17 protein-coding genes are annotated in these 21,411 nt (G+C 40.9%); 9 read left to right on the top strand and 8 right to left on the bottom strand.

The genetic code is table 11. From position 1 onward, the window contains the following. Positions 1–84 precede the first annotated feature (84 nt). From AC1XUO_RS03005 to clpB, 5 genes are all read right to left on the bottom strand, one after another. Positions 85–387 carry a helix-turn-helix domain-containing protein gene (locus AC1XUO_RS03005; RefSeq protein WP_483328271.1) on the bottom strand — a complete coding sequence of 101 codons (303 nt, stop codon included), beginning with the start codon at positions 385–387 and terminating at the stop codon, positions 85–87. Continuing rightward, the gene (locus AC1XUO_RS03000) at positions 384–755 is read right to left on the bottom strand and encodes a type II toxin-antitoxin system RelE/ParE family toxin (protein WP_483328270.1); all 372 of its coding nucleotides are present in this window, start codon (positions 753–755) and stop codon (positions 384–386) included. The genes AC1XUO_RS03005 and AC1XUO_RS03000 overlap by 4 nt, the downstream gene beginning before the upstream one ends. A 75-nt stretch (positions 756–830) precedes the next feature. After that, positions 831–2,333, bottom strand: coding sequence for an ATP-binding cassette domain-containing protein (locus tag AC1XUO_RS02995; protein WP_483328269.1), 1,503 nt, complete (start codon positions 2,331–2,333; stop codon positions 831–833). 180 nt (positions 2,334–2,513) lie between these two features. Continuing rightward, positions 2,514–3,065, bottom strand: a complete 552-nt coding sequence (locus AC1XUO_RS02990) for a type 1 glutamine amidotransferase domain-containing protein (RefSeq protein ID WP_483328268.1) — start codon at positions 3,063–3,065, stop codon at positions 2,514–2,516. A 232-nt stretch (positions 3,066–3,297) separates the two neighbouring features. Further along, a complete protein-coding gene (gene clpB / locus AC1XUO_RS02985; protein WP_483328267.1) occupies positions 3,298–5,904 on the bottom strand; it encodes an ATP-dependent chaperone ClpB in 2,607 nt (868 codons plus the stop codon). 234 nt (positions 5,905–6,138) lie between these two features. On the opposite strand from clpB, the gene AC1XUO_RS02980 reads away from it, so the two are divergent. The 3 genes from AC1XUO_RS02980 (at position 6,139) to AC1XUO_RS02970 (ending at position 7,759) form a co-directional block, all read left to right on the top strand. Next, positions 6,139–6,846 carry a glutamine amidotransferase-related protein gene (locus tag AC1XUO_RS02980; protein WP_483328266.1) on the top strand — a complete coding sequence of 236 codons (708 nt, stop codon included), beginning with the start codon at positions 6,139–6,141 and terminating at the stop codon, positions 6,844–6,846. A gap of 113 nt (positions 6,847–6,959) precedes the next feature. Then, entirely contained in the window at positions 6,960–7,481 is a 522-nt protein-coding gene (locus AC1XUO_RS02975; RefSeq protein WP_483328265.1) for a phosphoribosyltransferase family protein, read from the top strand. Between the two features lie 44 nt (positions 7,482–7,525). Beyond that, the gene (locus AC1XUO_RS02970; RefSeq protein WP_483328264.1) at positions 7,526–7,759 is read left to right on the top strand and encodes a hypothetical protein; all 234 of its coding nucleotides are present in this window, start codon (positions 7,526–7,528) and stop codon (positions 7,757–7,759) included. A 363-nt stretch (positions 7,760–8,122) separates the two neighbouring features. Here AC1XUO_RS02970 and AC1XUO_RS02965 read toward each other — a convergent pair whose 3' ends face one another. The 3 genes from AC1XUO_RS02965 to AC1XUO_RS02955 form a co-directional block, all read right to left on the bottom strand. Next, positions 8,123–10,324, bottom strand: coding sequence for an alpha-galactosidase (locus tag AC1XUO_RS02965; protein ID WP_483328263.1), 2,202 nt, complete (start codon positions 10,322–10,324; stop codon positions 8,123–8,125). A gap of 102 nt (positions 10,325–10,426) precedes the next feature. Continuing rightward, positions 10,427–12,370 (bottom strand): KUP/HAK/KT family potassium transporter, encoded by a 1,944-nt coding sequence (locus AC1XUO_RS02960; protein WP_483328262.1) that lies wholly within the window; start codon positions 12,368–12,370, stop codon positions 10,427–10,429. 95 nt (positions 12,371–12,465) lie between these two features. After that, positions 12,466–13,815: an Nramp family divalent metal transporter gene (locus AC1XUO_RS02955; protein ID WP_483328261.1), complete on the bottom strand. Its 1,350-nt coding sequence runs from the start codon at positions 13,813–13,815 to the stop codon at positions 12,466–12,468. A 149-nt stretch (positions 13,816–13,964) separates the two neighbouring features. On the opposite strand from AC1XUO_RS02955, the gene AC1XUO_RS02950 reads away from it, so the two are divergent. From AC1XUO_RS02950 to AC1XUO_RS02925, 6 genes are all read left to right on the top strand, one after another. After that, positions 13,965–14,627, top strand: a complete 663-nt coding sequence (locus tag AC1XUO_RS02950; RefSeq protein WP_235150414.1) for a metal-dependent transcriptional regulator — start codon at positions 13,965–13,967, stop codon at positions 14,625–14,627. Between the two features lie 19 nt (positions 14,628–14,646). Next, positions 14,647–15,723, top strand: a complete 1,077-nt coding sequence (locus AC1XUO_RS02945; protein WP_483328659.1) for an LptF/LptG family permease — start codon at positions 14,647–14,649, stop codon at positions 15,721–15,723. Positions 15,724–15,839: 116 nt separating this feature from the next. Then, positions 15,840–16,790 (top strand): glycosyltransferase family 2 protein, encoded by a 951-nt coding sequence (locus tag AC1XUO_RS02940; protein ID WP_483328260.1) that lies wholly within the window; start codon positions 15,840–15,842, stop codon positions 16,788–16,790. Next, positions 16,783–18,198, top strand: coding sequence for a DUF6056 family protein (locus AC1XUO_RS02935; protein WP_483328259.1), 1,416 nt, complete (start codon positions 16,783–16,785; stop codon positions 18,196–18,198). Before AC1XUO_RS02940 ends, AC1XUO_RS02935 begins: the two co-directional genes overlap by 8 nt. Continuing rightward, positions 18,191–19,894 carry a hypothetical protein gene (locus AC1XUO_RS02930; RefSeq protein WP_483328258.1) on the top strand — a complete coding sequence of 568 codons (1,704 nt, stop codon included), beginning with the start codon at positions 18,191–18,193 and terminating at the stop codon, positions 19,892–19,894. The genes AC1XUO_RS02935 and AC1XUO_RS02930 overlap by 8 nt, the downstream gene beginning before the upstream one ends. Positions 19,895–19,915: 21 nt before the next feature. Beyond that, the gene (locus tag AC1XUO_RS02925) at positions 19,916–21,376 is read left to right on the top strand and encodes an MBOAT family O-acyltransferase (RefSeq protein WP_483328257.1); all 1,461 of its coding nucleotides are present in this window, start codon (positions 19,916–19,918) and stop codon (positions 21,374–21,376) included. The last annotated feature ends 35 nt before the right edge of the window (positions 21,377–21,411 follow it).

The raw sequence follows: 21,411 nt of genomic DNA, 5'->3' as shown, positions 1-21,411 counted from the left end.
ATGTGTCACACATCAGTTATTCTCCCAATTATCTGCTTTTTCTAACAGAAGAATTAATCATCAAGGATATTGAAAAATAAATCATTAAAGCTTGATCGATAGTTGTAAAGAGCCGCCAAGGCCAACTTCAATGATTTTTTGCAAAGTTGAAATTCTAACCTCCTTAACATTATTTTCAATTTTGGAAATATACGATTTTGTCGTACCAACTTTTTCGGCAAGTTGTTCCTGTGTCATACCTTTTTTTAGGCGTGCTTCATGAATCAATACGCCAACTTTAAATACCTCGTAACCAGATTCTAAATTGTCTCTTTTAGGAGTACCGAATATCCCGTAGTGCTGGTCCTTAAATTGGTCAAGTGTCGAAATGTTATTTTTCGTTTTCATATTCCTGTTTGATTTTTAAAGCCTTTAATATTTCTCCTTTGGGCGTTTTTTTGTGTCTTTTTCTGGAAACCATTGACTAGAACAATCAATTTGCCGCGGTCGAAAAAGCAGAAAATTCTAAAAATATCGTTGGATTGCTGAACCCTGATTTCAAATAATCCATCTGTATTTTCAATATGCTTTAAATAAGTCTCAGGAATAGTCTGAAGTTCTTCAATCAAATTTAATGTCCAGATAATTTTATCCTGAACTTTCGTATTTTGTTTTAGAAAGAATTCCCGGAAATGATCCTTATAAAATACAACGGTACGACGTTTTTGTTTTTCTGCCACAACAAAGATCGGAAAAGTTGCTCGAAAGTGAAACATTCTACCAACAATAAATTGGCAGGCTATCTCTAGGACTCTCCGCTTTCCTTAAAGTAACTTCTTGCAGCTCAGTATTTACCTATCCTCCCAAACCTCACCTTTTTCCAACTTTAAGAACCTGGTAACGCAAGATGGAATCTCATTCAAATAATGCGAAACGTAGATTAAAGTTCTTTCCCGTGTCTTGCAAATGGCATCCACAACGGATTTGAAATATTCGACTGAAACGGTATCCAGTCCCTGGCAAGGTTCGTCAAGGATTAAAAGCGGAGGATTTTTGACTAATGCTCTGGCTAGTAAAACAAGACGCTGCTCTCCTTTGGAAAGCTGAGAAAAATCTTTTTCGATAAGCGGATGCACGTGTAGTAACTCAGCAACTTCATGAACACGGGCTACCTGAAAATCCGTTGATTTTTTGAAAAATATTCCTGTCGCGTCAAAAAAACCTGACGCGATGGTTTTGAAAACTGAGGTGTTTTTCGGGAAATATAAGTGCAGCTCGGGAGAAACATGCCCGATTTTTTGTTTGATATCCCAAATCGAAGCGCCAATTCCGCCGCGTTTTTTATCAAATAAATCGAAGTCATTAGCAAAACGCTGTGGATTATCTGCGGTGATGATACTCAATAAAGTCGATTTTCCGGAACCGTTCGCGCCCGATAAAGCCCACTTTTCACCTTTACGGATTTTCCAATCAATACCTTTTAATATCTGGTCCTCATTGTATTTTACTTTGATGTTCCTAAGATCGATGGCTGTCTTAAAATCAACAAAATTTGGTATACCAAAGCTTTCTAGTTTTTCCGGATCAGGTTGGGGAAAAGCCTCGGTATCTAGTGTTCCGATCTTAAAAGAACCCATTGGTGATATTTTTTCAATACTACCGTGGCTCATTTCCAGAACTTGTGTCACGCAAGGAGGGATTTCCGTCGAAATCGTTGCGATGATTATCGTCACGCCGGATTGAGCCAGTTCATCTAATGCGTTTCTTAAAACTTCCCTTGAAAGCATGTCCAGACCTGCAAAAGGATTATCCAGAATCAATATTTCCGGATGTTTCAACAGCGATTTCGCCAACAGCATTCTCCGGGTTTCTCCATTGGAAAGTGTGACAAAAGGGTGGTCAAGCAGATTTGTAATGGACAACAACTCGCTCACTTTTTCAAGTTGTTCATTGTCAATTTTTGATGGTTCCAAATGGACAGAATTTTCATTAACCGTCCCGACCGGTTTTAATTGATCTGTCAAAATTGCCCTGACGCTTGGCGCGCGTTCAGCTTCATAAGAATGAAAACGCTGCTGATAGTATTCAGCTCCCGCGCTTACAATCCGGTTAAATGAATAATCGTTTGGAACAAACTCGATCGCTTCGCGAATAGGTTTGTCAAATCCATAATGCAACTTTCCTTTCCAAACCGGCCATTTTCCAGCAATGACATCCAGTAAAGTTGTTTTTCCGGAGCCATTAGGGCCAATCATTGCCCACTGCTCTCCTTTTTGTATTTCCCAGCTGATTCCGTTTAAAACGGTTGTGTCATATTTTCTAACAGAAACGTCATCAAGTTTTATCAAAGCCATATCAAATTACGCCAGTCATTACCATTCAAAACCAAAGGCCGGTTAAAAATTACGTCCGGCAAAGATTGTTAAGTTTGATCGGAATCAAAAGGTGATTTGGGTATAAAAAAAATGCGCATGAAACTCAATCGAAATTGAATATCATGCGCAATGGCAATATATTTTGCCTCGTTATTAGTTTTATTGATGAAGTTCGAGATTGAATTCTTTCATCATTTTTTTGATAAAAGAAGGAAGATCGTCAGTTTTTCTGCTCGTTATAAGTCCATTATCTGTGACTACGTCTTTGTCAACCCAAATTGCCCCGGCATTTTCCAAGTCAATTCTAATGGCAGCATTGGAAGTTAAAGTCCTTCCCAGCGCGACGTCAGCATCAATCAGGATTTGAGGACCGTGACAGATAGCTGCAACCGGCTTATGGTTTTTGAAAAATGAACGTACAAACTGTACTGCTTTGGGATTCGTACGAAGGGCGTCCAGATTCATGACGCCACCGGGCAAAACCAGTGCATCATAATAATCTGCACGCGCATTGTCCAAAGGAACATCCACCTTATGTACCTCCCCCCAATCTACATGGTTCCAACCTTTAACCGTGTCCTTATTTGGAGAGATGATATGGGTTGTCGCACCATTGTTTTTCAATGTCTCACGTGGGCAGGTCATTTCAACCTGCTCAAATCCGTCCGCTACTAATATAGCAACCTTCATTACATTTGATGTCGAGTCCATACTGTGAATTATTTTGAATTATAACTGGAAATTTTTTAATAAAAATAATAATTACAAAAAATATGCCAACCAAAAATAAATTCGAGGGAAATAGAAAAGCTGGTATTTAGAGGCGAGATAACCACTTGATTATAACGTGATTTTGTATTGTTAAATTACAAATAATTCATGGTAAAAGAAATGGGTAAGCAGAAATTTTTCTGCTTACCCATCATATTAATTTTCCTGTTAATTAAATCTCGACGCTTCCGACATTTTCAAAAATCAAATCGCCATCCGCGTTCAGCTCCATCATGATGACAGAATCCTTGGCAACCTGACCACTTAAAATACCTTTTGAAAGCTCGTTAAGTATTTTTCTCTGCAGTACACGTTTCAAAGGACGCGCACCAAATGCAGGATCAAATCCTTCCTCACCAAGTTTGGTCAGCGCCTCGTCTGTGGAGTCCAGTGTTACGCCTTGCTCCATCAGCATTTTTTGAATTCCTTTGAACTGGATATCCACGATTTTTCGGATATTTTTCATTGAAAGTGGTTCAAATAACACGATCTCGTCGATCCTGTTCAAAAACTCAGGGCGAACTGACGCTTTCAACAGATCAAGCACTTCCTTCTTCGCTTCTTCGACGATCAAAGTATGGTTCCAACCTTCGTCTTCGGCAAATTTTTCCTGAATAATATGGCTTCCGATGTTAGAGGTCATGATGATAATCGTGTTTTTGAAATTGGCAACACGACCTTTGTTATCAGTTAAACGCCCCTCGTCCAGTACCTGCAAAAGTATATTCCAGACGTCCGGATGTGCCTTTTCAATCTCATCCAATAAAATTACGCTGTAAGGCTTGCGACGAACGGCTTCTGTTAGTTGACCGCCTTCATCATAACCAACATAACCCGGAGGGGCTCCAACTAGACGACTTACTGCATGACGTTCCTGATATTCGCTCATATCAATCCGCACCATCGAATTTTCATCGTTGAATAAATATTCAGCCAGGGTTTTGGCTAGCTCAGTCTTACCGACACCCGTGGGCCCAAGGAAAAGAAAACTTCCAAGCGGACGCTTCGAATCTTGTAATCCCGCGCGGCTACGGCGCACTGCATCCGAAACCAGCGTGATCGCTTCTTCCTGACCAGCCACACGTTGGTGCAGATGCGCTTCCAGATTCAACAATTTTTCCTTATCGCTTTGCAGCATTTTAACGACCGGAATTCCCGTCCATTTGGCCACAACTTCTGCAATTTCTTCCGGTGTCACTTCTTCCTGCATCAGGCTTTCGGCATTTTCGGATGCCTGCAATTCTGCGAGACGCTTGTTGACTTCCGGAATCCGGCCGTATCTGATTTCAGCAACTTTTCCGAAATCTCCTGAGCGTTCTGCCTGCTCGGCTTCTAGACGCAGCTGTTCAGTTTGCTCTTTTAAAGAACGTACTTCATTCACTTTGCCCTTTTCATTTTCCCAAAGCGCTTTCAGACTATTGCGTTTTTCGCTCAGGTCGGCAATTTCTTTGTTTAAAATCGTTTCTTTTTCTTTATTATTTTCACGGCGAATGGCTTCACGCTCAATTTCAAGCTGCATCACCTTACGATTCAACTCATCCAGTTCTTCCGGAACGCTGTCCATTTCCAGACGAAGTTTTGACGCGGCTTCGTCCATTAAGTCAATCGCTTTGTCAGGAAGAAAACGGTCGCTGATATAACGCGTCGACAGTTCAACCGCAGCGATTACGGCATCATCCTGGATTCTTACACCATGGTGGAGTTCATATTTTTCCTTGATACCGCGTAATATACTAATGGCGTCAGGAATGGTTGGTTCGTCTACCATGACAGCCTGAAAACGACGTTCCAGCGCCTTATCCTTCTCCATATATTTTTGATATTCTTTCAGCGTCGTCGCTCCGATCGCATGCAATTCGCCACGGGCCAACGCTGGTTTGAGCAAGTTCGCAGCATCCATCGCACCTTCACCGCCACCACCTGCGCCGATCAACGTATGAATTTCGTCAATGAACAACACGATTTCTCCCTCAGAATCAGTCACTTCCTTGATCACCGCTTTCAGACGTTCTTCAAATTCGCCTTTATATTTCGCACCCGCGATCAGCAAGCCCATATCGAGGGATGCGATAATTTTTGATTTCAGGTTCTCCGGAACGTCGCCCTGCACAATTCTCTGCGCAAGTCCTTCTACGATTGCTGTTTTACCAACGCCGGGTTCTCCAAGAAGAATCGGGTTGTTTTTGGTACGTCGGCTTAAAATTTGTAAAACCCGTCTGATTTCTTCATCTCTACCAATTACAGGATCGATTTTTCCAGCTTTGGCAAGCTCATTCAGGTTTTTGCTGTATCGTTCCAGAGAACGATATTTTGCTTCTGCGTTTTGATCTTTCACGGGATTGTTTTTACCTCTAAGTTCTTTGATGGCATTAATCAGCTCTTTTTCCTTAAACCCAACTTCTTTCATCATGGTCGCTGTGGAATCTTTTCCACTCAAAATCCCTAATAAAATCAGCTCGATACTAATGAATTCGTCGCCGAATTCTTTTAGATAGTTTTGCGCTTTGGCAGTAGCGGCGGCCAGGTCATTTCCCAAAAATGACTGGCTTGATCCGGTAACTTTCGGATAACTGTCAAGTATTTTTTGCAGACGGTTGTTCAAAACATCTGCACTTATATTTAATTGATTAAGAATAAACTGCGACGTGTTTGGATCTTCTTCCAAAATGGATTTCACGACGTGCCCGGTTTCAATAGCCTGTTGCTGATTGCCCTGGGCCATTTGCGCTGCATGTTGTATGATCTCCTGCGCCTTGATGGTATATTGGTTAAAGTTCATGGCGGTATTTAGTTGAATTAAGTGATATATCTCTTTTTGTCAAACAGTGTGCCGGAGCAATAAGTCGGAAATAATGGCGTGTTTTTGTTTGAGTTAAATGAATATACGTCAAAAAGTCAGTTATTTAAGGGTTAAGTTTTGAAAATGCGGCGGTTAAGATTTTTCAGTTCATAATAATTTTGATGAAGACATTACTGTTTTAGATATTGCGTTAAATTTTCGAAACAGGATTAAATGAAAATCGGCCTTTTAGAATGTGACCACGTGCGGGAAGAATTGCTCCCGATTGCAGGAGATTACCGGCAAATGTTCCCGGTCTTGTTTGCTTCCGCAGCGCCTGACTGGGAGTTTATCTTTTTTGATGTCTGCAATGGCCATTTTCCGGATTCGATCGATGCCTGCGACGCGTACATCTGTACAGGATCTAAATCTTCTGTATATGACAATGAGCCCTGGATTCACCAGTTAAAAACTTTTGTTCAAAATTTATATCAGGCAAATAAAACTTATATAGGTATTTGTTTTGGACATCAGATGCTGGGAGAGGCACTCGGCGGAAAGGTTCAGAAATCTGACGTTGGCTGGTGTGTCGGCGTTCATCCTTTTGAAATGCTTGCTTTTGAAAGCTGGATGAATCCACCGCTATCAGATTTTAATTTGTTGATGATGTGCCAGGATCAGGTTTTGATACTTCCTCCCCACAGTACTTTATTAGGACAGACTCCGGATTGTCCTGTTGCCATATTCAGGGTAGGGGAAAAAATGCTCGGCATTCAGGCGCACCCGGAATTTCCTAAATTGTACAACAAAGCCTTAATGGAATTACGGGTGGAACGGATAGGTGCGCGCAAAGTGGAATTTGGAATTATGAGCCTGGAACTGCCAACTGCTGAAAAAAGCATTGCAGAGTGGATCGTTAATTTTGTCCGGATAAATAAATAATAGTAAAACATCCAAATTTCTTTTGTTGTCATCCAGGATTATAGGATTTTTACAAAAGAATAAGATCAGGATAATAAATAAGAAGTTGATTTTAGATTTGAACCCATAGTCTCATGACAGATAATAATACAACCACACACCGTCAAATATTGACTTCACTGCAAACACGGCAAAAAATTCGCCGGATTGCATTTGAAATATATGAGCAGAATTTTGAAGAAAAGGAGATTATCCTGGCGGGAATCGTGGGTGAAGGATATGAATTTGCCAAAGCGCTGACGCAGGAATTGAAATCGATTTCTCCATTGGAAGTCAAATTGATCGAATTGCGATTTGACAAAACGACTAATCAGCAAAGTGAAATTCATTTTGACGACGCATCTGTTCAGGTCGAAAATCAGGTTGTTGTGGTCGTAGATGATGTTTTAAATACGGGCCGCACACTCGCTTTTGCGCTTGAACCGTTTCTGAAAGTTCAGATGAAAAAGGTCCAGGTCGCCGTGATCGTGGACAGAGAGCATCACAAATTCCCGATTTCTGCTGATTATGTAGGGTATTCATTAAGTACTACAATCAGTGAAAGGGTAGAAGTGATTTTGAGCCGCAGTGCGGATGAAGGGGTTTATTTAAAGTAGGTGTCGCTTTTAGTTAGAGTTAAATATACTTAGCGGATTATATTATGAGAGTTCAGGTGATACAAGACAGTAAAGGAAAAGCGACTGGGGTCTTTATTTCGATCAATGAATGGGATAAGCTGAAAAAGCAATATGAAGAGCTGGCCAATTTGGAGGATGAAGAACCGACTAAAACGCAGCTTATGGAAGAAATTACGCAGGCCCTGATCGAGCTAAAATTAGTTGGCCAAGGAAAGGTTAAGGCTCGTCCCATACAAGCCCTGCTAGATGAGCTATAAAATATTTTCAATTTCACTTTTTGATAAGCAAGCAAAGAGACTTTCAAAAAAATATCCTTCGCTAAAACAAGACTTGTCGGACCTAATAGTGGAACTTGCCGAAAAACCCGATATAGGGAAACCGCTGGGAAATAATTTTTATAAAGTCCGGTTGGCAATAAATTCAAAAGGAAAAGGTAAATCTGGCGGAGCCAGGGTAATTACCTATATCCAAATAGTCGACTCAACTATCTATCTTCAATATATGACAAGTCAGAAAAGGGTACTATCACAAGTAAAGAACTGGATCAAATGTTTAAATTGTTAAAATAAGCGTCTACTTTTCAAATCACTTAATTGTAGACGCTTAAAGCATTAAAAGCACTACTCCACCGCATTAATCTCAACAATAACACTCGTTCTTCTGGCATTTACAGCGGGGTTAAAACCGACAGTCATCAAATATTCACCTGAATAAATCTGATCTTCTTTCAACGAAGTTTTGGTTTCGGGATAAAGATTCAACTCTTTTATTTTATATTTTTTCGCCGGATCCAGGCCTTGCAATCTGAATGGAGTGTCAGAACCAGCCCCATAGCGGTTACTTACCAGATAAGAAAAAAGAATTGCCCTATCCTTCTTTTTTGTGCTGAACATCAAAGCAGAATACTCATTCTTTTTCGGGTCAACCAATCGGTATAAGTCGCCATGCCAGACAACGTCTTTAATGGCATTATAAGTGGCAACCGACTGCTGGCTGAATTTCAGGTCTTTCTCACTCAAATGACTTACCACAATATCATAACCCAATTTCCCCATCATGGCCACATCCGTGCGAAATTTTAACGGCTGTTTCCCCCAATCCGTCACATGAGCACTTTGCGTGAGCGCAGGGAAAAAATAAGAATATTCCCACTGCATGAAAATTCTTTCCATTGGATCGGTATTGTCACTTGGCCAGAATTCTGTGAAATATTTAAGCGCTTCATAGTCGACGCGCCCACCGCCACCTGAGCATAACATCATCGGAATTTTGGGATATTTTGCCCGCATTTTTTCCAGTACTTTGTATAGCCCTTTCACATAGTCAACGTATAGCTGCGATTGTTTTTGTTTGCTTTTTTCAAGATAAGCGGAATAGGCATTATAGGTGATCGCATTACAGTCCCATTTAATATAAGCGATGTCCGGGTTTTCTGTAAAAAGTTTATCAAGAACGCCGTAAACAAAATCCTGAACTTCCGGGTTGGAAAGATCCAGCGGCAGCTGGTTTCGCATATAATGCTCCGGTCTTTGCGGCTGTTTGATCACCCAGTCCGGATGTTTTTCATATAACTCACTCTTAGGATTGACCATTTCCGGCTCAACCCAAATCCCGAATTTAATTCCGGTTTTTTGCGCTTCTTTCACCAAATAGCCAATTCCGTGGGGAAGTTTTTTGACGTTTTCCTGCCAGTCGCCTAAGCCGGTTTTGTCGTTGTTGCGAGGATATTTGTTAGCAAACCAGCCATCATCCAATAAAAACAGATCAACACCTAATTTTTTTCCATCTTTGAAAAGTTCTGAAATTTTTTCCTCGTTAAAATCAAAATAAGTAGCTTCCCAATTGTTCAGCAGTGTCAATCTTGAACCTTCGCCATCCAGAATTCTATATTTTCTTGCCCAATTATGCAGATTTCGACTTGCTTCACCTTTTCCATTTTCTGAAAAAGTATAGATGAAGGACGGCGTTTTAAATTCCTGCTTAGAAGCCAGCGGATATTCTGACGCAAAAGAATTGATTCCTGCGATAAGCCGGAGGTTATGGTGAGAGTCCACTTCAAAATCCATACGGAAATTCCCAGACCAGGCCAGTGTTCCAAGTAATACTTTTCCTTCGGTTTCCGTTGCAGGTTTGTCAAATGACAAGGAGAAACTTGGCGGCTGAAAGAGATTGGCGCGTGTCCCCAGTTTTGAATCAAGCACACGGATTCCGGCAGTCAGCAATTCTTCTTCCGGGTTCATTTCATTTGCCCAGCTTCCGTTGTAATGTGTCAAATAGTAATCCTTGGCAACAAAATACAGATTTGCAGAAGCGTATTTTTGAAGTAAAACAGGATTTTTCTCCTCGCTTTTAATAACACTCCATTGCTCCACTACATTTTCAGATGCGTAAATTTTGTAAAATAACGTTACTTCGACAGGATAAACGGGATCTTTTAAAACGATGCTGGTAAGTCTGACATTGTGGTCCTGCTTCGTTGTCGTATGACTTACATAAACCAGATCCAAAGATTTGTTGCCATCTCCATGCGTTAGTTGCAAAGCAGGTTCTGACACGCTCCAGGTCCCTGATGGCGTATAGGCGGAATTGTAAATGCCGGCATTCTCGTCACGCTGTCTGCTTTGCAGAGGAATGACTTTATACTCAGAAGCCTGACTCAATTTTTTTCCGAAATAGGTTATTTCCAGATGATTTTCATTATCAGTTTGAAGTATGAGCGCATTTTGGTTTGTCTCTATTGGGATAATGACCGAAGAGTTTTGAGCCATTGCTCCGATTCCTGAGATCGAGAAAAGCAGGTGGAGGATAAAATTTTTAAACACAATTTTACAGATTAATAATGGAAACAAATGAAAAAATAAAAGGATCAATAACCGCTTTCATACTTAGCGTTATTGATCCTTTTCAATGTTTTATATTTTAATCTAGCTGTAAACCCTTCTCAGTTTTACATTTTCAACCGGGCGAATGATCAGCGGTACCTTTTCAATCTTAACCGAACTGCTGTCCAGACCAAACCATTTGTCTTCCGGCGTCGTAAAATCTTTCACGAAGAAGTATGCTTTCATAATCATTTGTTCCAGGAATGGCAGGTCGTTTTCAAAAGAAAGGAAACGTTCAAGAACTACAAAACGAAAATCTCCTGTCACGTTCTGGCGGCTCAATGATTCGTATCGGCTTGTAATATCCACTTCTTTATTCATCACCATGTCTTCAACAACTTTTCTGAAAAAGAGGTTAATACGCTGTTCAACACGGAATCCAAGTTTGAAATTTACCTTGATCACCGTTTCATCATCGTCAATGGTGTTCACCTTGTATTCCATTGTGTACGGATCATCGGTTGTATCTACGTGTATAAACCAGTAAATATCAGCACGTTTTGGCCGTTTCTGGAAGATCGAATAAATTACTTTCGTCTCAATCTCTGACACACGTGACGCATTGGTCATGAAAACCAAATGTGTCGTGTATTTTGGAATGCTGATATCACGGCTCAGCTCGCGCAGGCCAGGCAGGTATGTTTCAAGTTTTGTATATTCTGTTAAACGTAACTTGATATAAAAGGCTCTCAACCAAACGGTCATTAAACCTGCAACCAAAACCCCGATCAGAATTGTAAACCAGCCACCGTGTGTAAATTTCAAAAGATTTGCCCCAAGGAAAAGCCCTTCTATGGATAGATACAAAAGCATGAATCCTATGACAATCCAGAGATTGACTTTTTTCAGATAGAGATAGTATGAGAAAAGGATAGTGGTCATGATCATGGTCAGCGTGATCGCCAAACCATAGGCTGCTTCCATGTGTGAAGATTCTTTAAAATAGAATACCACCACCATACAGCCAAGCCATAATAGCCAGTTTACGCTGGGAACATACAATTGCCCCTTTTGATCACTCGGATAAACCAACCGAACTTTTGGCCAGAAATTCAGACGGATTGCTTCTGAAATCAAAGTAAAAGATCCTGATATCAACGCCTGGCTGGCAATAATGGCAGCCGATGTAGCGATGGTAATTCCTGGCAAAAGCCACCAGTCAGGCATTACTTCGTAAAATGGTTTGCGATCCTGAAGCATATTGCCAATTTCAGACAGTAACCAGGCGCCTTGTCCGAAATAATTAAGTACCAGACAGATCTTTACAAAAATCCAGCTGATACGAATATTTGCACGTCCACAATGCCCAAGGTCGGTATAAAGTGCTTCTGCTCCCGTTGTACAAAGAAAAACGGCTCCCAGCATCCAGAATCCTCCGGGATGTTGGGTCAGCAGTTCGTATCCATATAAAGGATTTAATGCCTTGAAAATTTCTGGATGCTCTAAAATCTGGTATAATCCCAAAACACCTAGCATGGAAAACCATGTAATCATGATCGGCCCGAAAGCACGTCCAACGATCTTCGTCCCAAAAGCCTGGATCAAAAAAATCAGCGTCAGGATGGCGATAACGATCGGGATGGTCTGGATATTTGGATAAAGGATCCGAAGCCCTTCCACAGCTGACGAAACTGAAATCGGCGGGGTAATAATACCATCTGCAAGTAGCGTACTTCCACCAATAATGGCCGGGACTGTCAGCCACCGGGCATGTTTCCGGACCAGCGCATACAATGCGAAAATCCCTCCTTCACCCCGGTTATCTGCTCTCAAAATCAGGATTACATACTTTACAGTCGTCTGAAGTGTTAGTGTCCAAACGATACAGGAGAGTGAACCGTAGATGATTTCTTCGGTAATAACCTCTTTGCCGATGATGGCCTGCATTACATAGAGCGGCGAAGTACCTATGTCTCCATAAATAATTCCGAAAGCAATAAGAATACCAGCAGCAGAGATTTTGTCAAAATTGTGTTTGGGTTCCATTCAATTTTTTTCTTAAAATCGACGAAAGTTAGGAAACCGCGGGCAAAGTAGATACTTGTCTACCAAAAAATTAATTTATGCGTAGTTAGCTGTTTTTAAAAAAGCGTCCTAAATAGCAGGTAACCATTTAATAGTATGATGATTAGCGTTACGATCCAGCTTATTATGGTGACTGCTCTCGAATTGGCAAATTTTCCCATAATCGATTTATTGGCTGTAAATAACACCAGTGGAACAACCGCGAAACTAAGTTGAAGCGATAAAATCACCTGGCTGAAAACCAGCAGCTCGGCAGTTCCTTTTTCTCCGTAAAGTGTAGCAACAATCAGTGCAGGCACAATTGCAATGCCACGGGTGATCATCCTGCGAAGCCACGGTTTCAGACGAATGTTAAGAAATCCTTCCATCACAATTTGTCCCGCCAGTGTGCCGGTAAGTGTAGAACTTTGACCGGAAGCGAGTAGTGCCAAAGCAAAGAAAACCCCGGCAAGACTTACGCCAAGTACCGGATCAAGTAAATGATAAGCATCTGTAATGTCAGCAATCTCACGATGTCCGTTGTTGTGAAAAGCAGCTGCTGCCAAAATCAAAATCGAGCCGTTGATAAAAAATGCAAGTCCAAGAGAAATAGTCGAATCAATGGTTGCAAATTTTATGGCGCTCCGTTTTCCCACATCGTCGCGTTTAAAATTTCGTGTTTGGACAATACTTGAATGAAGGTAAAGGTTATGGGGCATTACTGTTGCGCCAAGAATCCCGATAGCAATATATAACATGCCAGGATTTGTCACGATTTCCATTTTTGGTAATAATCCGCCGACGATACCTGCAACAGAAGGCTGGGAAACAATCATTTCATAAATAAAACTCACTAGAATGACACCCATTAATCCTCCGATAATGCTCTCAATAATACGGAAACCTCTTTTTTGAAAATATAAAACAAGTAACACATCGAGTGCGGTCAATATAATCCCAACTGGCAAAGGCAGTCCGAATAATAAGTTTAATGCAATCGCTGACCCAATTACCTCGGCAAGGTCGGTAGCTGCGATGGCGATTTCTGACAGAAACCACAAAACCATAGATACAGGTTTTGAATAATAATCCCTGCAGGCCTGTGCGAGATCGCGACCGGCGGCAATGCCAAGTTTCAGCGATAAATGCTGTAAAAGCATCGCAAACAAATTGGAAATTAAAATGACGGTAAGCAAGGTATAACCGAACCGGGATCCGCCTTCAATATCAGTCGCCCAGTTACCCGGATCGATGTATCCGACCGCAACCATGAGGCCGGGACCGGTAAAAGCAAATAATTTTTTCCAGAAACCAGCGCCCTCTGGCACGTTTATAGAAGCGTGCACTTCTGATAAAGAAGCGAGTTTGTCGGTATCTTCCGTTATATTTTTAAGCAAGGAATCTTTCGCAATTAAATTGTCAAACATTTTTCGAATGTCTAAAATAAACAATTTGGTTTATTGAAAACAAAGATATGAAAAACTCCAAATAATTTTTAGGTTAATCTAAATTTTTTTAAATCCGATTAGTAAATTGTACTTTTGCTGATATATTGAGGTTTTGGAATAAATTGATGATGCAGAACTCCTTCACAGAAGAAAATTATTTAAAGATTATTCATGCTCTTTCAGGGCGTGAGGGGCTGGAAGTGAGCACAAACGCTTTGGCTGAAAGTACTTCTACGCGCGCTGCCTCCGTAACGGATATGTTGCGGAAGCTGGCGGAGAAAGGATTGATACACTATAAAAAGTATCAGGGGGTGAGGTTGACCGAAGCAGGAGAGAAAGTGGCGATCAATGTGATACGAAAACACAGATTGTGGGAAGTTTTCCTGGTTGAAAAACTGGGGTTCGGCTGGGATGAAGTGCATGACATTGCAGAAGAGCTTGAACATATTCCTTCCGATCATTTGGTAGAACGTCTGGACGCTTTTTTAGGACACCCGCGTTTTGACCCGCACGGAGACCCGATTCCGGATGCAAAAGGAAATTTAACAGAGCCTGATTACCTGGTTTTGACTGATGTCCAGATTGGAGAAAAAGTGAGAATGATGGGTGTGTTGGATCATGCCCCTTCGTTTCTTCAGCATTTGGACAGAGCCGGAATTACGCTTGGTTCGGTGATCGAAATAACAGAAATTAACGAATATGATAAGTCTGCATCTGTACAGATTAATGAAAACCATACGTTGTTTATAAGTCTTGAGGTTTCCAAAAATTTATTAGTACAACGCCGATGAGACTTACCAAGCCATGAGATTGAAAATATTGGATCGTTACCTGATCAAGAATTTCCTGATTACTTATTTTTTCGTTGCTTTTGTGATCGTGCTGATCATTTGTATGATCGACTATACCGAAAAGGTTGACGATTTTCTTGAGAAAAAGGCACCCTTAAACGAAATCCTGGTTGATTATTATCTCAATCTGATCCCTTACTGGATTAATTATATCAGTCCGCTGATGGTTTTTATTGCGACCGTTTTCTTCACTTCCCGCATTGCGGCCAGGACTGAAATTGTTGCGATGCTGAGCAGCGGAATAAGTTTCGGAAGAATTCTTCTCCCTTATCTTGTCGGTGCGACCATACTTGGTGGTGTTACTTTTGTTCAGGTTGGATGGATTTTACCAAAGGCGAATAAGATCAGAAACACTTTCGAAAAAACGTATGTGAAAGCTGAATTTACTTTTGGGGGCCGTAACGTGCATATTACCATTGCACCGGATGTTTACGCCTATCTGGAAAGTTATAATAATGCCACGAAGACGGGGAATAAATTCACCATGGAAACCATCAAGGGTAATCAGCTGATCCAGAAACTTTCCGCAGACAAGATCGTTTGGCAGCCCAAAAAGCAAAAATGGTCATTGCAGAATATTCAGGTGCGCACAATCGACAGTTTAAGCGAAAAACTGAGTTACCCGAAAGATATTGATACCACAATCAATCTTTTTCCAAAAGATTTTGAAAGTAATTACAACCTATATGAAACTTTCACGCTTCCGGAACTTAACACTTATATTGACCTCCTGAAAAGCCGTGGCGCAGACGGGTTGGAAGTTTATATGATCGAAAAATATGTACGTTTCACACAGCCTTTCGCCATTTTAATCCTTACCTCTATCGGTGTAATCGTTTCTGCCAGAAAGAGCAGGCGTGGTGTCGGCTGGCAAATTGCACTCGGATTTATGCTTGCCTTCATCTATATCCTGTTTTTTCTTTTGTCAAAAGGAGTCGCAGAGGCTGGGACGGTTAGTACGCTATTTGCGGTATGGCTGCCTAATATGGTTTTCTCTTTTATCGGGTTATTGCTTTACAAAACATTGCCGCGCTAACGTATTTCGCATTGTAAATTTTGGCCTTAGAATCCAGAAAGAATTCTCAAAAATGGCCGGAACCTATTTAATTAACATATTACGACTATTTTTGTCGCGTCAACAAAACACTTAACATGAATCCATCTCGTCTGCTTTTAGTAGTACCATGTTACAATGAGGAAGCAATTTTGAATCTTACCTATTCAACGCTGAAAACCTATTATGCTGGTATTAAGGAACGGGGACTTATTGCTGAGGATAGCAAGATCTGTTTTGTAAATGATGGCAGCCGGGATAAAACCTGGGATATTATTGAAGATTTATGCCAGCAGGACGACACGATTATCGGCGTGAAATTGTCAAGAAATTTCGGACATCAAAGCGCAATTATGGCTGGCCTGGAAAAACATATAGATAATTTTGACTGTTTTATTACCATCGATGCGGATTTGCAGGATGATATCAATGCAATAACTTCCATGATTGAAAAACACCGCGAGGGTGCAATGGTCGTCTACGGTGTTCGCGGTGACAGAAGTTCCGATAGCTGGTTTAAGCGTTTTTCAGCAGAAGGTTTTTATGTATTGATGCAGAAAATGGGTGTTCCGGTAGTCTTCAATCATGCAGATTTTCGTCTGATGGACCGCCGGGTTCTTCAGGAACTTGGCAATTTCAAGGAGATTAATATGTTTCTGCGGGGCATTGTTCCGCTGGTTGGTTTCCGGAATGATAAGGTGATTTACAATCGTCTGGAACGCGTCGCTGGTGAAACTAAATATCCGTTAAATAAAATGCTGCTTTTCGCCTGGAATGGAATTACTTCTTTTTCAACCTTCCCGATGCGACTGGTGCTTTATTTTGGATTTTTTAATTTTATGGTCGCGATGGTGATCGTGGCTTACATATTTTTTTCATTTATAATTGGACATACCGTTCCGGGTTGGACCTCAACGATGCTTCCCCTTACTTTTTTCAGCGGCTCTAATATGATGGCGCTGGGACTGATCGGCGAGTATATCGGTAAAATTTACGAAGAGGTAAAGGGCCGTCCACGTTACATTATTGAAAAAACAGTTAATGAATAGATTTTATAAGAAATACCGCACCGTTGGCAATTCTATAAACGTGCTGCTTTTATTAAGCGTGCTCTTGCCTTTGCTTGCACTTTCCTATTTCAACCACCCTTCTCCGGCAGACGATTATTGTTATATCGATACAGTGTTTAAATATAGCTGGCTGGAAGCTATGAATTTTTATTATTCAGGTTGGACTGGGCGTTATTTTGGAATTTTTCTTAACCATTCCAATCCGCTTTTGTTTCATTCCATTATTGGCTTTAAGGTGCTTCCGGTTATTTTATTTGCCGGTTTAATTTTTGCCCTGTTTAATTTATTCAGACACCTCACACCTACACTGTCGCGCATCGCCCACCTGGGATTTGCCGGTATCGTCTTCTTTCTTTATATCCTGAAAATGGCGAGTATTGTGGAAGGTTTTTACTGGATGGCATCCTTCGTAACTTATACGGTTCCCAATATCATGACGCTTTTGTGGGTTTCTGTTGTTTTAGACTGGTATCGCCAGGATACGAAAAAAACGTTACTCGCCGTTTTGGCAAATTTTTTCGTGTTTGCCGTTATCGGATGCAGTGAAACCAACCTGCTGATCATGATCGTGCTGATCGCAGCCTTATGCTTTTACCGACTTGTTTTTCACAAGAAGATTGACGGTTTGATGATCAGCATGCTCGTCGTGGCTGCAATATCCTGTTATTTCTTTTTTATGGCGCCCGGCAATCAGGCCCGTCTGGATGGAAATCCGTTAAGCCGGAATTTTACTTTTTCGCTGATCTCATCGTTCAAATACCTGGCCGTTTCAAGTTTTAGCTGGATTTTTAAAACACCACTTCTGATCTTTTCACTGGCCTGGTTAATTGTACTTTCCAAAATATCTGTCGGCGCAAGGAAATATTTTTCAATGCCCCTCTGGTTTGCCATTTTACTTTATATCGGTGTATTGTCAGCCCAGATTTTTCCATCGTACTATGGAATCGGAATTGATCCTTCGGCCCGGGCGATCAACTGTGTTTATCTGTTTTTCCTGATTGGCTGGTTCTATGTAGTGGGTGTGATTTTTCATTATTTCAACGGAAAATACTCCGGTCAGTTTCCGCTGTCATTTCTTCGATATGGTGTTTTGTATTCGCTCTTAGTCGTGTCTATTGCGTTTTCTTTCTTCCGGAGTGCCAATGTGAAAATGATCTATACCGATTTACTGAAAGGGAAAGCCGCTGCATTTAGCAGGGAGACGGAGGAACGGTATGCGCTGATCAAGAATTCAAAAGACGCCGTCGTGTTTTTGCCTCCAATAAAAACACGTCCTTTATCACTTTATTTTGATGATATTCAGGAAAACAAGCAGTTTTTGTGGAATAAATGTATGGCGGGATATTTTGGAAAAGAAGCTATAATTATGGTTGATAAACATGAATAATAGTCTCGAAAAAGAAATTCCGCTTCCGGTTCGATATCTTCTCGGATTATTGCCGATCGGCGTTATAGTGGTATTTTATTATCTCTGCATCCGGTACAGTATCAATATTCCCTGGTTTGACGATATAGAAAACATTCCTTATTTCCTCGTCAACTGGATCGAAGCACCGTCATTGATCGAAAAATGGCAGACTATTATTTTCCCGAACAACGAACATCGGGTGCTTGCAGCCCGTCTGATTGTTTTGGGACAATATCTGGTAACCAATAAACTGAATTTTAAAAATCTGGCGTTCTGCGGAAATTTGAGTGTCCTCGTTCTATTCGGGTTCATCACATACAGTTATCTGCGGCAAGGCGGAAAATGGTTTCTGGCTGTTCCGATTGCTTTTTTTATATTCAACTTCCAATCCTATGCAGGTACTTTCATGACGATCATGTCATTACAGTACCAAATGGTTATTTTGCTTTCCGTGGCAAGTTTATATTTTCTTGCTAAAAGAAGAACCGGGCCATTTTTTCTGGCTATTTTCCTGGCCTATGTCGACACGTTCAGTATGGGAAACGGGATGATGGTATGGCCTTCGGGACTGGTACTTTTAATATTCCAGGCTCGTTGGCGCGACGCTTTCATTTGGACCGTTTCCGGTGCGGCTGCGATTTATCTGTATTTCCATGGTTATGATTTTGTTCAGGGAAATGATAAGGCTTTCGATTATATTCTTCAATATCCCTTCCGCACATTCATTGCATTTTTTACCATGCTTGGCGGTGATTTTGATATAATTGCCAATGCAGGTTTTTCAAAAAGAATGATCATACCGACGCTGGCTGGTTTGGGTTTATTTGCAGTATTCGTAATCTGGCTGATCGGAATTTTGTCTACTTCTCCGTTCTGGGGAAGGTGGATCCCTGAAAATCTTGCAAAAAGATATAATCATTTGCCAAAACTACAAAACGATAACAACCGCTGGAATGCTTTTTGGCTGGGAACTTTGGTATATGTGTTGATCAGCATGATTCTTGTCGTTGTTTTTCGGACACGTTTTGATCCACATATCATTTTATGGAGCACTTACAAAATGTATCCCGCCGTAATGACTTCTGTAATTTACATTTTGGTAATCCAGTCTTTTACTGGTAGAACGAAACTTCTCGTTTTCGGTTCTTCATTGGTTGTTTCAATAATTGTCTGGGCCTCGACGCTTTTTAATTACATTCCGATTGTTGAAGAAACTGCTGTGGCAAGAACTGCTTTTGCATTTAATCAAAAAAGAAACGGGATTGGATTGGGAGCTACGAAGAATAATCCTTTTGAAACGATGCTTGCGACGACTTTGCTGAAAGTTGATAAAATGAGAATTTATTCGTTGCCAAAGCCGCTGATCCATGCCGATGAAGCTAAATTGACGCTGAAAGATTCTTCCGTTACTGCTTCCACTAAGGTTACAATAAATGAGCTGTCACCGGAAGTTTTGAGCATAACGCAGGAAAAGCCAGCCACCGCGGGCGAAAGAAATTATGCAATGCTGGAATCAAAAGATAATCTGTATCTCTTTTCATTTCCATTGAACAACTCCGGTGCGATTGGCCCGAAAGGAACAATTCGGGCCGGAGAATATGAGGTTGGTGTCTGGACAGTATCGAAAAATGGTACGAAGATTTTTAAAACCGATCAGAAAGTAATTATTCAATAACACTATGCGCGTTCGTTACTGATGCTTTTTAATTCCATACAGTTTCTTGTCTTTTTTATTGTCGTCACGCTGGCTTATTTCAGCCTTTCCTGGCGTGGGCGATGGATTCTTCTGCTTGCAGCGAGCTGTTATTTTTACATGGTTTTCAAACCGGTCTTTATTCTGATCCTGTTTGGTACCATTGTGATCGATTATTATGCCGGAATCTGGATTGCGCAGACACAAGACCAAAAAAGAAAAAAGCTATTACTGATCATCAGTCTTATTTCAAATGTCGGGATTCTCTGTTTTTTTAAGTATTACAATTTTCTCGAAGATTCTGTAAACCACGTCCTGCAAAGTATAGGTTTCCGGCCAATGATTCCGCATTTGGAAAGGGTTATCCCTCAACCCATATTGGTTTGGATGGTCGATAAGGCTAATCATATTTTGTTGCCGATCGGATTGTCGTTTCACACGTTTCAGGCAATGAGTTATACGATCGAAGTATATCGTGGGAATCAGAAACCGGAGCGGCATTTCGGGGTTTATGCGCTGTATGTCATGTTTTATCCTCAGCTTGTTGCAGGCCCCATCGAACGTCCGCAAAATATGCTGTTTCAATTTCATTCTTATTTCAAGTATGATTTTGAAAATGTGAAATCCGGATTGATGCAAATGGCTTTTGGTTTTTTTAAGAAAATAGTCATTTCTGACCGTTTATCTCAGGTGGTTGATTATGCCTATCTTGTGCCATCGGAACAGAACGGATTGACGTTGGTTACGGCCATGGTTTTTTATTCTTTTCAGATTTACTGTGATTTCTCTGGTTATTCGGATATCGCGATAGGAGCAGCGCGTGTGATGGGTTTTACTTTGATGGATAATTTCCGTTCACCGTATGAATCAAAATCTGTCGCAGAATTCTGGGGCAGATGGCATATTTCATTATCAACCTGGTTTCGTGATTATCTGTATATTCCCCTGGGCGGTAACCGCAAAGGAGAATTTAAGAAATATCGTAATCAGTTTATTGTTTTTCTGGTCAGCGGTTTATGGCATGGGCCGTTTTGGCAGTTTGTAATTTGGGGCGGTCTGCATGGTACTTACCAGGTTACAGCAGCGCTGCGGGATAAGTGGTTGAAAAAAGCAGGGATTGTAATTCCTGACAATGCTTTTATCCGAGTGTTTAATATCCTGGCCACATTTAGCCTTGTAACATTGGCCTGGGTGTTTTTCAGAAATAATATTACGAAGTCGGTAACGATTCTGAAAAAACTACCAACCACATCGCTGAGCGACAAAATCAATACGCCGCTGAATCAAGTCGAAATGTGGTTTTGCGTTTTTCTGATAGCTTTTTTATTGATTAAGGAACGTTATTACCAGAACATTCCAACAAAAAACACAGCTGCCTTTTTTATTCTTTTTATCACCATTGCATTCGCGACCTACTTTTTGGGCGTATTTATAACCAATCAGTTTATCTATTTCCAGTTCTGATTTTGGTGATTAAATTGTTTTATTTTCAAAGTTAA

It is taken from the genome of Dyadobacter sp. HNCC25DJ186, from assembly GCF_056895235.1.
This window is presented reverse-complemented; position numbering and strand designations above follow the sequence as displayed.

Excerpts from the sequence above, each read along its gene's own strand:
- AC1XUO_RS02975 (WP_483328265.1), top strand. The coding sequence starts at position 6,960 with ATGACAGATAATAATACAACCACACACCGTCAAATATTGACTTCACTG.
- AC1XUO_RS02960 (WP_483328262.1), bottom strand. The coding sequence starts at position 12,370 with ATGGAACCCAAACACAATTTTGACAAAATCTCTGCTGCTGGTATTCTT.
- AC1XUO_RS02990 (WP_483328268.1), bottom strand. The coding sequence starts at position 3,065 with ATGGACTCGACATCAAATGTAATGAAGGTTGCTATATTAGTAGCGGAC.
- AC1XUO_RS02940 (WP_483328260.1), top strand. The coding sequence starts at position 15,840 with ATGAATCCATCTCGTCTGCTTTTAGTAGTACCATGTTACAATGAGGAA.
- AC1XUO_RS02980 (WP_483328266.1), top strand. The coding sequence starts at position 6,139 with ATGAAAATCGGCCTTTTAGAATGTGACCACGTGCGGGAAGAATTGCTC.
- AC1XUO_RS02955 (WP_483328261.1), bottom strand. The coding sequence starts at position 13,815 with ATGTTTGACAATTTAATTGCGAAAGATTCCTTGCTTAAAAATATAACG.
- AC1XUO_RS02935 (WP_483328259.1), top strand. The coding sequence starts at position 16,783 with ATGAATAGATTTTATAAGAAATACCGCACCGTTGGCAATTCTATAAAC.
- AC1XUO_RS02950 (WP_235150414.1), top strand. The coding sequence starts at position 13,965 with ATGCAGAACTCCTTCACAGAAGAAAATTATTTAAAGATTATTCATGCT.
- AC1XUO_RS03005 (WP_483328271.1), bottom strand. The coding sequence starts at position 387 with ATGAAAACGAAAAATAACATTTCGACACTTGACCAATTTAAGGACCAG.
- AC1XUO_RS03000 (WP_483328270.1), bottom strand. The coding sequence starts at position 755 with ATGTTTCACTTTCGAGCAACTTTTCCGATCTTTGTTGTGGCAGAAAAA.
- AC1XUO_RS02970 (WP_483328264.1), top strand. The coding sequence starts at position 7,526 with ATGAGAGTTCAGGTGATACAAGACAGTAAAGGAAAAGCGACTGGGGTC.
- AC1XUO_RS02930 (WP_483328258.1), top strand. The coding sequence starts at position 18,191 with ATGAATAATAGTCTCGAAAAAGAAATTCCGCTTCCGGTTCGATATCTT.
- clpB (WP_483328267.1), bottom strand. The coding sequence starts at position 5,904 with ATGAACTTTAACCAATATACCATCAAGGCGCAGGAGATCATACAACAT.
- AC1XUO_RS02995 (WP_483328269.1), bottom strand. The coding sequence starts at position 2,333 with ATGGCTTTGATAAAACTTGATGACGTTTCTGTTAGAAAATATGACACA.
- AC1XUO_RS02925 (WP_483328257.1), top strand. The coding sequence starts at position 19,916 with ATGCTTTTTAATTCCATACAGTTTCTTGTCTTTTTTATTGTCGTCACG.